16 protein-coding genes are annotated in these 13,362 nt (G+C 44.6%); 7 read left to right on the top strand and 9 right to left on the bottom strand.

Features of this window, described 5'->3' with window-relative positions:
* Positions 1–41: 41 nt before the first annotated feature.
* The gene (gene fcrX / locus FC652_RS11535; RefSeq protein ID WP_011078292.1) at positions 42–491 is read right to left on the bottom strand and encodes a ferric iron uptake transcriptional regulator FcrX; all 450 of its coding nucleotides are present in this window, start codon (positions 489–491) and stop codon (positions 42–44) included.
* A 196-nt stretch (positions 492–687) separates the two neighbouring features.
* Here fcrX and FC652_RS11530 point away from each other — a divergent pair, with 196 nt between their 5' ends.
* On the top strand, positions 688–1,185 hold the full coding sequence (locus FC652_RS11530; protein ID WP_176298670.1) for a DUF4442 domain-containing protein: 498 nt from the start codon (positions 688–690) through the stop codon (positions 1,183–1,185).
* A gap of 29 nt (positions 1,186–1,214) precedes the next feature.
* Here FC652_RS11530 and fldA read toward each other — a convergent pair whose 3' ends face one another.
* From fldA to FC652_RS11515, 3 genes are all read right to left on the bottom strand, one after another.
* A complete protein-coding gene (gene fldA, locus FC652_RS11525; RefSeq protein ID WP_176298669.1) occupies positions 1,215–1,748 on the bottom strand; it encodes a flavodoxin FldA in 534 nt (177 codons plus the stop codon).
* Between the two features lie 49 nt (positions 1,749–1,797).
* Complete coding sequence (locus FC652_RS11520) at positions 1,798–2,019, bottom strand: DUF2788 domain-containing protein (RefSeq protein WP_176298668.1); 222 nt, start codon at positions 2,017–2,019, stop codon at positions 1,798–1,800.
* A gap of 113 nt (positions 2,020–2,132) precedes the next feature.
* Positions 2,133–2,900: an alpha/beta fold hydrolase gene (locus FC652_RS11515; RefSeq protein WP_176298667.1), complete on the bottom strand. Its 768-nt coding sequence runs from the start codon at positions 2,898–2,900 to the stop codon at positions 2,133–2,135.
* A 92-nt stretch (positions 2,901–2,992) separates the two neighbouring features.
* On the opposite strand from FC652_RS11515, the gene seqA reads away from it, so the two are divergent.
* Both seqA and pgm read left to right on the top strand, forming a co-directional pair.
* The gene (gene seqA / locus FC652_RS11510) at positions 2,993–3,526 is read left to right on the top strand and encodes a replication initiation negative regulator SeqA (RefSeq protein WP_176298666.1); all 534 of its coding nucleotides are present in this window, start codon (positions 2,993–2,995) and stop codon (positions 3,524–3,526) included.
* A gap of 90 nt (positions 3,527–3,616) precedes the next feature.
* Complete coding sequence (gene pgm / locus FC652_RS11505; protein WP_176298665.1) at positions 3,617–5,266, top strand: phosphoglucomutase (alpha-D-glucose-1,6-bisphosphate-dependent); 1,650 nt, start codon at positions 3,617–3,619, stop codon at positions 5,264–5,266.
* Positions 5,267–5,373: 107 nt separating this feature from the next.
* Here pgm and FC652_RS11500 read toward each other — a convergent pair whose 3' ends face one another.
* The gene (locus FC652_RS11500) at positions 5,374–6,627 is read right to left on the bottom strand and encodes a uracil-xanthine permease family protein (protein ID WP_176298664.1); all 1,254 of its coding nucleotides are present in this window, start codon (positions 6,625–6,627) and stop codon (positions 5,374–5,376) included.
* A gap of 239 nt (positions 6,628–6,866) precedes the next feature.
* On the opposite strand from FC652_RS11500, the gene FC652_RS11495 reads away from it, so the two are divergent.
* The gene (locus FC652_RS11495) at positions 6,867–8,060 is read left to right on the top strand and encodes a DUF2066 domain-containing protein (protein ID WP_176298663.1); all 1,194 of its coding nucleotides are present in this window, start codon (positions 6,867–6,869) and stop codon (positions 8,058–8,060) included.
* A 61-nt stretch (positions 8,061–8,121) separates the two neighbouring features.
* Here the strand turns inward: FC652_RS11495 and FC652_RS11490 are convergent, their stop codons facing one another.
* Positions 8,122–9,252 (bottom strand): flagellar assembly protein FlgT, encoded by a 1,131-nt coding sequence (locus tag FC652_RS11490; protein WP_176298662.1) that lies wholly within the window; start codon positions 9,250–9,252, stop codon positions 8,122–8,124.
* A gap of 173 nt (positions 9,253–9,425) precedes the next feature.
* On the opposite strand from FC652_RS11490, the gene FC652_RS11485 reads away from it, so the two are divergent.
* A complete protein-coding gene (locus tag FC652_RS11485; protein WP_011078348.1) occupies positions 9,426–10,061 on the top strand; it encodes a FlgO family outer membrane protein in 636 nt (211 codons plus the stop codon).
* A gap of 8 nt (positions 10,062–10,069) precedes the next feature.
* Positions 10,070–10,501, top strand: a complete 432-nt coding sequence (gene flgP, locus FC652_RS11480; RefSeq protein ID WP_176298661.1) for a flagellar assembly lipoprotein FlgP — start codon at positions 10,070–10,072, stop codon at positions 10,499–10,501.
* 189 nt (positions 10,502–10,690) lie between these two features.
* Here the strand turns inward: flgP and FC652_RS11475 are convergent, their stop codons facing one another.
* The 3 genes from FC652_RS11475 to flgA form a co-directional block, all read right to left on the bottom strand.
* Positions 10,691–11,116, bottom strand: a complete 426-nt coding sequence (locus FC652_RS11475) for a flagella synthesis protein FlgN (RefSeq protein WP_176298660.1) — start codon at positions 11,114–11,116, stop codon at positions 10,691–10,693.
* A gap of 17 nt (positions 11,117–11,133) precedes the next feature.
* On the bottom strand, positions 11,134–11,457 hold the full coding sequence (flgM, locus tag FC652_RS11470; RefSeq protein WP_176298659.1) for a flagellar biosynthesis anti-sigma factor FlgM: 324 nt from the start codon (positions 11,455–11,457) through the stop codon (positions 11,134–11,136).
* A gap of 145 nt (positions 11,458–11,602) precedes the next feature.
* The gene (gene flgA, locus FC652_RS11465; protein ID WP_176298658.1) at positions 11,603–12,349 is read right to left on the bottom strand and encodes a flagellar basal body P-ring formation chaperone FlgA; all 747 of its coding nucleotides are present in this window, start codon (positions 12,347–12,349) and stop codon (positions 11,603–11,605) included.
* A gap of 75 nt (positions 12,350–12,424) precedes the next feature.
* Between flgA and FC652_RS11460 the strand changes: the two genes are divergently transcribed.
* On the top strand, positions 12,425–13,351 hold the full coding sequence (locus tag FC652_RS11460) for a chemotaxis protein (protein ID WP_176298657.1): 927 nt from the start codon (positions 12,425–12,427) through the stop codon (positions 13,349–13,351).
* Positions 13,352–13,362: the final 11 nt, after the last annotated feature.

Here is a 13,362-nt window from a genome sequence, read left to right as displayed (position 1 = left end):
AAAAGCCAGCGTTAAGCTGGCTTTTGTGTCTTGGTTAGAAATTAGTTCTTACGCTTATGCGCGTCTGGATTACCTTTGCATGAGCCATCGCCACACTTGCCGTAAAGATAGAGGCTGTGGTTTGTCAGTTGAACATTATAAGCGGCGGCGATTTCTTTTTGGCGCTCTTCGATAATGTCGTCTGAGAACTCAATTACTTCACCACAATCCAAGCACACTAAGTGATCATGATGGTGTTGAGTTGAGAGTTCGAATACCGATTTACCGCCTTCAAAATGGTGGCGAGTAACAATACCGGCATCATCAAACTGGTTTAACACGCGATATACAGTCGCAAGACCAATCTCTTCGCCAAGATCAATCAGCTTCTTATAAAGGTCTTCTGCACTGATGTGTTGGCAATCCGGTTGCTGTAGTACTTCTAAAATTTTCAGCCTTGGAAGGGTAACTTTAAGACCAGCATCCTTTAGCGCTTGGTTGTTGTCTGACATATACTTTCCCGTTGATGATCTGCCGCAATTAACAGAATTCAATATTCTGAACATTATAGGTTAACCAGAGATAACAATAAACCACGAACTTCAAAGGGTTACTAGATTCTTTTTGTAAATTGGTGCAAGGTCGCTTATATTGCTCATCTGACCAGTTACATTTTAATAACAGTTGTGCAAAGAGAGCAAGGGACGCATGAACAAGCAACTCGCAAGGATCTATAGACCAGGAATCGTAAAATTTGCTTTAAACATTTGGCCGCCTTTTTGGGGGGCAGGAATACGAATTTCGAGCATTAGTGATGATTTTAGAACCGTGGAAATGCGATTAAAGTTGCGCTGGTGGAACAAAAACGCCAATCGTACCCAGTATGGCGGTAGCATTTTCTCTTTAACGGATCCTGTTTACTCATTAATGTTGATGGGGATTTTGGGAGAGGAATACTATGTCTGGGACAAGGAAGCGAGTATCAATTTTATTCAACCGGGGAAAACGGATCTCTATGCCAGATTTGAGGTAACCCAAGCGGTATTGGATGAGATATATACTGTGACTAGGATGGGGGAAAAGTGTTTTCCTGAGTTTGTGACTCATGTGAAAGATGAACAAGGCAATGTTGTCTCAGAAGTTCAGCGCAAACTTTATGTAAGGAAGAAACCTCAGTATCGTGAAGAAGCATCAACGTCATGTTGAAAAAAAACCTCCCGTGGGAGGTTTTTCTATCAATCATCTAACTCTGCTAAGCACATTTCTTCGTAGATTTGCTCTACCCAGTTTTTAACACGCTCTTCAGTCAGTTCTGGTTGGCGATCTTCATCAATGCATAAACCGACGAATAGGCTGTCATCACCAGCAACTAAGGCTTTTGACGCTTCGAACTCGTAGCTCTCAGTTGAAGTGTGACCTAGGATGGTGCCGCCTTTTGCTTCTACGATATCGCGAACAGTGCCCATTGCGTCACAGAAATATTCTGCGTAGTCCTCTTGGTCGCCACAACCAAAAATGGCCACTAGTTTCGTCGAGAAGTCGATTTTCTCTAACTCTGGGAAAAAGTCATCCCAATCACACTGAGCTTCACCGTAGTACCAAGTTGGGATGCCTAAAAGCAGCAGGTCGAAGTTGTCGATATCTTCTTTACTACTTTTTGCGATGTCTTGTACGTGAACGAGTTTTTTACCTAGTTGCTTTTGAATCATCTTAGCAACGGCTTCGGTGTTGCCTGTGTCGCTGCCGAAGAAGATACCTACACTTGCCATAGAGTTTATACCTTTAATATTGTCTGTTGTTGGCACTGACGTTTTGGGATCACCCTAAACCAGTGCCTTCCCAGCTAAGCTGAATAATACCTTTTGCGATAAAACCGGCACAGCCAAGGAAAAGTACCAGCCACACAATACGACGACCAAAAACGGGAACATTACCTTGGTTCAAAACGTCCTTTATTGCCATGCCAATCAAAAAAAAGATCGAGGCAAATAAAAGATCAAGTCCTATTGATTCCAGTATGTTCATATAGTCGTAAAGCATAGCGTTCCTTTAATGCCAATTTAGCTTGCGCGCACTATACCACTCTTGAACGATAAAGTTAATGCACACAAAGTGGGGATATCCCAATAAAACTCAGCGTTTTTTCTGATTTGTTAACTGGTAATAAATTTTCTGATCGCACGAAGGACTTCTGCTGGTTTTTCTGCGTGCAGCCAATGCCCAGTACCAGCGATAACGTGCGCTTTTGCTCGACCAAACTGCTGCTGAACCAAGCTTTGATGCTCTGTCGTCAAATAGTCAGAATCGCCTCCTTTAACAAACAAGGTGGGAATGTTGGTCTGCTCGATCGGTGTCCAACCTAATATTGCATCGTAGTTAGTGATCAGGGCGTCGACATTAAATCGCCATGCCAAATGATTGCCTTCTTTGTACAATGACTTGGCAAGAAACTGTCGAACGCCATCGAGTTCAATGTGGTGCTCGAGTAATTGTAATGCCTCAAGGCGTGATGTTGGCTTCTGTTCCATGACCGCGTGCAGTCCGTTAAAAACATTATCATGACGCCTTTGTTGGTACGCGACGGGGGCCATGTCTAACACGATCAACTGAGTGACGAGATTAGGCGCGAGATTGGCCATTTTCATCGCCACTTTTCCACCCATTGAATGACCGATGATAATCGCTTTATCGATACCTAATGTGCTTAGCGTGTCGATAACATCTTGAGCCATGAGCGTGTAATCGTGTTGTTGAGACTTAAAAGACAAGCCATGGTTACGGAGGTCTAAGCTGATGACATGATGATCTTGTGAGAGATCTCGCGCGAGTAGACCTAAGTTACTTAAACTGCCGAACAAGCCGTGTAGCAAAACAATGGCTTGACCGTCACCTTCGAGTTTGTAATTGAGCAATGCTGACATTTTATCTTGTTCGTGATGGGTTTAACGTGGAGTATCCGTGAGGATCTCGTTATAATCCCCCAGAGTTTAAACATTGAGATTGTGAAAAGCGAATGAAAACAATTGAGGTTGATGAGGATCTATACCGTTACATTGCTAGTCAAACCCAACATATTGGCGAAAGTGCGTCAGATATTCTGCGTCGCTTATTAAAGGCCGATGGTTGTCAGGCTTCAGTTCCAGCTGCGGTGGAACCCAAAGGGATTGTTGTCAGTAGAGATGCAGGCAAAGAAACTCAGTTTGATGCTGTCAAAGAAATGCGCTCACTACTGATTTCTGATGAGTTTGCGTCTCTAAAGAAAGCGATCGATCGATTTATGCTTGTGCTGAGCACGCTACATCGAATCAACCCTGAGTCGTTTGCTCAAGCGACAAAAGTGAAAGGTCGTAAGCGTGTTTACTTCGCCGACAATGAGGCGACATTGCTAGAAAATGGCAATACGACGAAACCCAAATCCATTCCAGGCACGGGTTTTTGGGTCATCACCAATAACAACACCAGCCGTAAGAGGCAAATGGTTGAGCAAGTGATGGTACATATGGAATTCCAGCCTGATTTAATTGAAAAAGTAACAGGTTCAATTTAAGAAACCTGATAGAAGCCTCATAATGCGCAAGATTATGCCGATATTATGAGGCTTTTTTGTTTGAGTATATTTTAAGAAAGGATGTCATTAATGGCTATGCACCCTCGTGCAGGGCAGAAAGCTCTGCAAGAAGATCTTCACAATATCCCAGCACTCGTTGCTAATTATTTCCTCCTTCAACCCGATCCAACAAACCCAGCACACAAAGTCGAGTTTGGTACGTCAGGGCATCGTGGTTGTGCGGATAAATCCACTTTTAACGAACATCATATTTTAGCGATTGCTCAAGCGGTGGCTGAAGTACGTGCAGAGCAAGGGACAACGGGTCCTCTTTTTGTGGGTAAAGATACGCATGCGTTGTCTGAGCCAGCGTTTTCTACCGTTGTTGAAGTGCTGATTGCCAATGGCGTGACTGTGATTGTACAAGAACAAAATGGCTATACCCCAACTCCGGGTATTTCCCATGCGATCCTGACATACAACTTACAACACAAAGAAAAAGCAGACGGTATTGTGATCACTCCGTCTCATAACCCACCACAAGATGGCGGTATCAAATACAATCCGACTCATGGTGGCCCCGCTGAAGGCGAGCTCACACAGCGAATTGAGAATCGTGCAAACGTACTCATCGCAGAGGGTTTGCAAGGTGTTAAGCGTATGCCTTTGGCGCAAGCAAAAGCGTCATCGCTATTTGTCGAGCAAGACCTGGTCAAACCTTATGTCGATGACTTGGTGAATGTGATCGATATGGCTGCCATCCAAAAAGCAGGCCTGAAATTGGGTGTCGATCCTCTTGGCGGCAGTGGCATTGATTATTGGCGTCAGATTGGTAAAGCATACAATTTAGATCTTACTTTAGTGAGTGAAGCCATTGACCCTTCTTTCCAGTTTATGTCATTGGATAAAGATGGTGTGGTGCGTATGGACTGCTCTTCTCCCTACGCAATGGCTGGATTGCTGGCGCTAAAAGATCAGTATGATCTCGCGTTTGGTAATGACCCAGATTACGATCGCCATGGTATTGTCACGCCAACAAAAGGCTTGATGAATCCGAACCACTTCTTAGCCGTTTGTATTGATTATCTATACCGTCATCGTCAAGGTTGGGCTGCGGATGTGGCAGTGGGTAAGACCCTAGTTTCCAGCGCTATGATTGACCGCGTGGTGGCCGACCTTGGTCGTGAGCTATGTGAAGTACCGGTTGGCTTCAAATGGTTTGTGGATGGGTTGTACAACGGTAAGTTTGGCTTTGGTGGTGAAGAGAGTGCGGGAGCCTCATTCTTGCGCCAAGATGGCACACCATGGTCGACAGACAAAGATGGCATCATTCTCTGTTTACTGGCTGCGGAAATCACCGCAGTGACCGGTAAAAACCCGCAGCAATATTACGATGAGCTGGCGGCTAAACACGGTGAGTCTCAGTACAGCCGAATCCAAGCCGTTGCCAATGGTCCTCAAAAAGAGGTGCTGAAGAAGCTTTCTGCTGAAATGGTGAAGGCGGAAACCTTGGCAGGTGATGAGATTACCGCGAGACTGACCCATGCGCCTGGTAATGGTGCGGCGATTGGTGGTCTAAAAGTGACAACGGCAAATGGTTGGTTTGCTGCGCGTCCATCGGGTACTGAAGATATCTATAAGATCTATTGTGAGAGCTTCAAAGGCGCAGAGCACCTCAAACAAATTGAGTTGGAAGCGCAAGAGATTGTCAATCAAGTCTTTGCCGAAGCCGGCCTATAACCACGATTAGAGCCAACAATAAAAAATCCCAAACATAGTTTGGGATTTTTTGTTTTGGAACGAACGAATTTGTGATGTAGCGAAGAGCGTTTACACGTTCTGCTAATCTAGTTTTGTACTTCTTCTTCCATTTGAGCATTATCCACTACGTGGTTTTCGCCCATCTCATGTGGAAGGATAAGGTTTAAAACGATCGCGACGATACCGCATAGACTGACGCCTTGTAGGCTGAACTCACCAATACCAAAGGCCATTCCACCAATACCAAATACCAGTGTGACCGCTACGATGACAAGATTACGAGATTTATGCAGATCAACGTGATTTTTGATCAGAGTGTTTAGACCAACGGTAGCGATAGAGCCAAACAGCAAAATCATGATTCCGCCCATAACCGGTACTGGTACCGTTTGTAATAATGCGCCCAGTTTTCCAACCAAAGCCAATACGATGGCCGTCACCGCAGCCCAAGTCATGATGACAGGGTTATAAGCTTTGGTAAGCATCACCGCGCCAGTCACTTCGCTGTAGGTCGTGTTTGGTGGCGCGCCGACCATAGAAGCGGCAATCGTTGCGACCCCATCTCCTGTGATCGTACGGTGAAGCCCTGGTTTCTTCAGGTATTTTTTGCCTGTTACGTTTGAGATCGCCAACATATCACCTACGTGCTCAACCGCAGGGGCAATTGCCACAGGGATCATAAACAAAATGGCATTGATATTAAATTCAGGTGCGGTGAAATTTGGTAATGCAAGCCAAGCCGCTTGCGCAACGGGAGTAAAGTCGACCACACCAAATGCTAAACTCATCGCGTAACCAGCGAAAATACCACCGCAAATGGGCAGTAACTTTAGGAAACCTTTAGCAAATACACTAATCGCAATGGTGACCAAGAGCGAAACCGAGGAGATCCACAAGGCGGCATTGCCTTCAATCAATTGGACGGCACCATCACCGGTTTTACCTAGAGCCATGTTGACTGCAACAGGAGCCAGACCCAAACCGATAACAATGATCACTGGGCCTACTACAACAGGTGGCAATAATTTGTGGATGAACTCAACACCGCGAACTTTAATCAGTGCACCTAAGGCAATGTAGACGAAACCCGCCGCCATTAAACCGCCCATGGTCGCGCCAATCCCCCAAGTTTGAATGCCAAACATGATTGGAGCGATAAAAGCGAAAGAGGAGGCAAGAAAAATAGGAACGCTTCGTTTTGTGATCACCTGAAACAGTAAGGTGCCGACACCTGCGCCAAATAAAGCAACGTTAGGGTCTAATCCGGTAAGCAGGGGTACAAGTACCAATGCACCGAATGCGACAAACAACATCTGCGCGCCCTGTAAAGCATTTTTCATAAAAGATTCCCTATTAATAATCATGCGAATAAATTTGCAGGATTCTATCACCTTGCAAACGTTTGCTAAGTATTTTTGATCAAATTTTTGCTGGATTGCGTCAGTTCATTGATGAGCTGAACGAAATAAGCGCTTTCTATGCCGTTATGTTAGAAGTCACGTAAAAACATGCTGTTTTCTTGCTCATGATGGGAGAGTTGCTTATCATCGGCTTTCGAAATAAGTAAGTTAGGATATGTATGCGCTATTTAGCTTTATTGATGGTCGGGTGTTTATCGCTTCCCGCATATGCATTAACTCAGGTTGATATATACCGGACAGAAGTGGCGATTGACAGCAGCAAAGAGAAAGGTGAAGAGTTAGCCCGCCAGCAGGCGATGCAACAGGTGATAGTCCGCGCTTCGGGATACCAAGATGCGATAAGCAACCCTGTTGTCACCAAAGCGCTTCAGGCGAGTTCACGATATATTTCACAGTTGAGCTACGGCAAGCAAAATGACGTCATGTCTCTGAAACTCCTGTTCAACGACGCGCAAATTCGCTCGTTGCTAACTCAAGCGCAACTGCCATTTTGGCCAGCAGAACGTAGCAACTTGTTAGTTTGGCTCGTCGAAGAACAAAACTACGACCGCAAAATTGCCTGGGAGCATTCCAGCACTGAACTCGTTGATGAGCTACGCGCTATCGCTCGGGATAGGGGTTTACCGCTGACTTTTCCAGTGGGTGATTTTGATGATATTACTGGTATTGAAGTGTCTGACTTATGGGGTGGTTTTGTTGCGCCGATTAGCTTGGCGAGTGGCCGTTACCCGGTTGATGGTGTGCTTGTCATCCGCGCTCAAGGTAATACTTTACGTTGGAACTTATATGATCAAACGCCAGCGAACATGGTGAAATCAAATGTAGCACCTCTCGGTGGGACGCAAAATGGTGCTGACGCTGCAGAGCAGCTCATTAATACAGTGGCGGATTTTTATGCCAAACGAAGTGCTGTTTTGGTGTTAGGAGAGTCTTCTGAATCGGTCGTTGTCAAATTTCTGAATGTGAACAATGCAATAGACTTTTTTACATTGGAAGCAACAATGACGTCATTAAACTCGGTGGCAAACATTGATGTGTTAGAGATAAAAGGCAGTGAGTTGCTGCTTCGTGTTCATCTACTCGCATCCAAAGAAGCGTTTGAACAAGAGGTAGTAAAACATGCCAAAGTGACGAAGTTTGATGATCCGCTGTTGTTACCAGAGTCAAAAGCACTTGATGGAAACGAACCGAGTGTTCAAACAACGCCAGTTAATGTCACATCAGATCAAAATGTCGATGACAATGTGATTGAGCCGGTCATGCCTTCTGTCAACGAGCAAACGGAGATTGCCCCCGCAGGGATTGAACAGGAAAAACCAAAATACGCCTTGGTTTTTGAGTGGAATGCATAACTGATCAAACGAAAAGCCGCTTAGTTTAGCGGCTTTTTTGTATTGCTGTTTGATAAGTTTTTTACAGCTTTTGCATGACGTCGCCAATTTGAATGCTGGACGCCAAGTTGTTTTGGTTCACGGTGAGTTCCGCTTCGTTTTCGTAGACACGTGACACGGTAAGCGTGATTTCACTTCGAGACACTTTATTACGAGGCAAACCATGTTGATCAATAAATGATGCGGTGTGCCAAAGCTGTAATTGATCGCCTTCTTTTACCCCATGAACACGACCGAGATCCATCGTAATGGTATCACCAAATACCGCGACAACTTCAGGCAGTGTAATCTTACAAGAAACTTCTGATTCCATATCCAACATAATGTTGCGGCTAACGCGTAGCATCATTTCACCATATGTTGACGCCCAAAAACGCGCGCTGCGCGTATCAATTTGGCTGGTTTTTGCAAATGGCCATTTTGCCACCTCACGATAACTTCGGGCATAAACTTCATTACCCGTTTTGCCATCGTAGACCTGCATTTCTAAAGCAAATTGTCGGTTGATAACGTCATCGGAAAGCAATTTTGACTCGATTGTTGCGGTGAGATCCGTAATGACACCGCCGATGATGTACTGTGCACCAGTATCTTGTGCAATCATCTTGATACGCTCTGGTCTGCGTTTATCGATTTCGTAATCGGTAGTACCGAGGGAAACAAAACTTCTGGATTCTTGATCAAACTGGCGGTTGATGACGTGGCTAAAATCATCGCCAACTTTATATATCTGGCCCATCACCGCTTGTTGAGGTGATGCGATATCAATGTTGCCAACCAAAATAGTCTTCTTGTATTGACTAACGTGGCAACCAGTTGCCGATGGATAAATGTCAATTCTGGCGCGCACTTCGACCTTGTTGCCACGTGAACGTAGAGACTCGACCAAAATATAGCGCACTTCATGGTTAGTAAATTGATACTCCGTGCGGCTTTCTTCCAAGTAAGGGCGAAGATTACTTAAGCTACCGATGTCTGCGCCAGAGAAGTTTACTGCTTTATACAGAGCGTCTTCCAATGCGTGTACTCTTGCCACCTCTTCTGACGACACAATGGTGGCAACTCCGGTTGCTTCGTACCAAGCGGCTTGAGCATTGATTGAGGCTAGTATCATCCAAGTGGTTGAAATAAAGCCAAAAGTAAATTTTTTCATCGTTGGTTTCCCAAGTGGGTATAAATATTGCTTTGCATTTATTAGCTGTATTAGAGATGTCGCTTTTAACTTGTTGCAGAGATACAAAAGCAAAGACTGTTCCAAGATTGTAAACCAGTCGGAAAACAAAAACAGTCTTAATGGACATCTAAGATTATCTGGAGATTAACCCCATGAAAAAATGGATTGTTGTAGCGTCCGTCATGGCTTTGAGTTCATGCGCCTACTCACCGATATACAACGGTAAAGAACCGTACTCGGGTAGCCAGTTTATGCTAATGGAAAGCCCGCGTCATACGATGGACTTCTTTGTTGAGAGCCTGACGGAAGATCTGATCCTATCCAATACCAGTGTGTCAGCAAGAACGCCAATTGCGGTGACCTCGTTTGTTGATCTGCAAAATATGGATTCAACCAACTGGCTTGGCAACTCTGTGTCTGAAGGCTTTATTTATCAGCTTCAACGTCGCGGTTTTAAGGTCGTCGACTTTAAAACAACAGGATCGATTCAAGTGACGCAGCAAGGCGATTTTGCGTTGAGCCGAGATTGGAAAGATTTGGCACAAGAACAAGAGATTCAATATGTTCTAACGGGCACTATGTTACGACAAGAAGGCGGTGTGTTAGTGAATGCACGAGTGGTGGGGATGCAAACACGTGTGGTTGTGGCGTCTGCTCAAGGTTTCTTGCCTGCTGAACGCATTGGTCGCGACTTGGACACATTAAACAGTATTCGAACTCAAGATGGCGTCATTATTCGTTCAGATCCAACTATTCGTCAACCGTATACGGTCATATTGCGTCCATAGGAGGGGTTATGAAGCACTATATTGTACTCATCACTATGTTATTGATGGTTGGATGCCAACCTCTACAACAGATGCGTCAAGATGATATGTTAGTGGCCGTTGGTTACGCGAGCATTAGTGAGCAAACTGGTCGAACAGACGAAGAGAGACGCGTGAGAGCGATGAGAGCCTCTAAAATCGATGCGTATCGTGAACTTGCTGAGCAGGTGTATGGTATGCGAGTGAGTGGTAGAGCGCATTTGGAAGATCAGCGTTTGGGCGTGGAAAATACCTCAGGTGCCGTTGATGGTGTGATTCGTGGTGCGGAAGTGGTACGTAGTTACCCAGTGGGTGACAGCTATGTCACTGAGTTGCGTTTGGATATCCGAAAAATGGATAAATTACGCGACTATGGTGAAGTACAGCAGATTCCAGAGAAACGTCAACAAACTCTCTTTTAATGCTCCAGCTATCCCAGATAATCTCAGAAGGCGGCCATTGGCCGCTTTTTGCGTTCCATAGGATGTTTCAGTGGATTTTCTTTTAAGTAGAGTCGACACGCAAAACGAAAGCTATCGATAAAAGCAAGTTTGGAGGCTGAGTAATTTGTCAGTCTATGAGTTGAAAAAGAAGGGCAAGAAAAAGCAGCTCTAGGCTTTAATGTTAGTGCCTAGGGTAGAAATGGTATGCGTTTTACCACCAGCATTGTAGGTCATGCCGATCTTCCCATGGCTGTGTTGCATCATATTATTGAGTTTGTTGAAGCTAGATTGAGCGCGAGTAAGCGCTTCACCGTTAATTTGGTTGATCTGTTGACAGTCGAGAATGATCGACTGAATATTGGCGACCGTCTCTTTGAGATAAGAGTCTTCGGTAAGTTGATTGACATGCGGGTGAGAGGCAATACGCTGGTCAGTTTGTTGTAAACGACCAATGAGTGTCATTTTTTCTTTGGCAATTTTTTCGATATCTGACGAAATGCGGCTAGCAATCACTTTGCTTTCCTTTTCCAACACAATCGAAAGAGCTTTAGCGTTTTCAAATTGAAAATTCACTAAGTCTACCAAAGCAGCCATGACTATCTACCTCGACTCTACGCTTTTACACGGTCAGCCAATTCATTTTCAAATTTCATCATGTTATCTGCCAACTTCTCAGGATCAACACGGTAAGAACCGTTTGCGATCGCTTCCTTGATAGCGGCAACTTTTGCTGCATCAAATGCAGGTTTTGCTGCCATCTCTTGGTGAAGCTGTTCAATATCACGACTTTGTTGACTCAAAGAGACGGCATCTTGACCCACGTTGCTTTTTTTCGCTTCACGGGTATCTGATACTGAATTTGAGTCAGCACGCGCAGGACCACGACTATTCGTCGTCATCATTTGGCCTGAGCGTATGTTGTCGATACTTGCCATATTTAAACCTTACCTACACAGTATGGGATTTGTACACTCAGTATCGACCATCATGGACAATACTTTAGAAAAAATTTCCAATTTCTTTCTAGCAGGATTCGGGCCGAAACGGAGGACGATCCTCTGTGAAAGTATGAACGTTATGTTAAAACGAAACCGTGACTTCAGCAATGCCAGTCACGATGCCTTCGATTATACGCTGAGACTTGTCATTTTTCACCCGCACTTGCTCTCCAGCGGCACCATCTTGTAGAGAGGTCCCTTGAGTTGTGATAGTCATCCCATCCTTTGTTGCTTTTATCACCACTTTTTCATTGCGACAGACAACGCAGATATCCCCTCTTTCAACCACATCTCCGGGGCGTAAAATACGTTTTACTTTTGCGCCAATAACTTGCTCTGCCTCAGAGTAACCGTCTTTGCGAAATCGCTGGAGTTCGATCAGGCTAATGCTGACGTCTGAAAATCCAATGATCTCACCGCGAGTTAAGGAGCGTGTTGCAGTCACTAAAGGGACGGCAATAGATAGCCTCACTGGTACATAAATTTGCCACTCGTCAGGAGGGCACTCTACTAACACGTTTATGTTACTGCGCGTGCTATTGGTTGAATTTGAACTTGTGATCAAAGGAATCGGGCAATCAGTCGCTTTTATTCTACTATCTATATTAGCGGCCGTTACGTTAAGGTGGCCGCCTAGTGGCGTGTCTACATTGGCTAAAAGATGTTCTTCTGCCGCTAACTGTATCTGTTTTATTTGATTTTCTGTCGCGCCATGCGCAAAAAAACTAAACAAAGTTAGCAAAATGCCGATAGACTTAGCGTAACTTTTATAGAAAGCTCTACACTTATAGATGGTAAATGAAGATAAATAAGTATTAGAATACGCCATTCTGTTTCTCTGGTGTTATGCAGCTGTAATTAGATTATCACTTTTAATCAAAAAGTTTGAGATGGAGATGAGCTTATGACGGGGATTCTTGATTCCGTGAATCAACGGACGCAACTCGTTGGTCAAAATAGACTGGAGTTGCTAACCTTTCGTTTAATGGGCCGACAACGTTATGGTATTAACGTATTTAAAGTAAAAGAAGTATTACAGTGCCCAAAGCTTACTTCAATGCCCAATCTGCACCGACTCGTTAAAGGTGTGGCTCATATTCGTGGCCATACAGTTTCAGTGATTGATCTCAGTCTAGCGATTGGTGGACGTCCAACTCAAGATATCGACAAGTGCTTTGTCGTTATTGCGGAGTTCAACCGCACTATTCAAGCGTTTTTGGTGACTTCTGTTGAACGCATCATCAACATGCATTGGGAAGCGATTCTTCCACCACCACAGGGTGCAGGCAAGGCCAACTACTTAACGGCTGTGACTAATATCGACAATGAGTTGGTCGAAATTCTTGACGTTGAGAAAATTTTGGCTGAAATCGCGCCAGTGGATGAAACGATGGATTCTTCGATTGGTGAAGAAATTGCCAAAGTAGAAACTGAAAAAGCGATTGTACGTCGTATCTTAATCGCCGATGACTCGACCGTGGCTCGTAAACAGGTAGAGCGCGCCATTACCAATATCGGTTTTGAATGCGTCGCGGTAAAAGATGGCAAAGAAGCTTATGAGAAGTTGCTTGAAATGGCCGCGGAGGGTCCAATTAAAGATCAAATTTCTCTTGTGATTTCGGATATCGAAATGCCTGAAATGGACGGTTATACTTTAACCGCGGAAATTCGTCGCCATGCCGAACTGAAAGGTTTGTATGTCATCTTGCATTCATCCTTGAGTGGTGTTTTTAACCAAGCTATGGTGGAACGAGTCGGCGCGAATGCGTTTATTGCGAAGTTTAATCCAGACGAATTGGGTAATGCAGTGAAAACTGCACTAACAAACTAATAATAAAGAGA

The sequence above is a fragment of the Vibrio sp. 05-20-BW147 genome (assembly GCF_013369385.1).
GTDB lineage: Bacteria > Pseudomonadota > Gammaproteobacteria > Enterobacterales > Vibrionaceae > Vibrio > Vibrio floridensis.
Note: the sequence above shows the minus strand (reverse complement) of the source record. Positions and strands in the feature narration are given on the sequence as shown.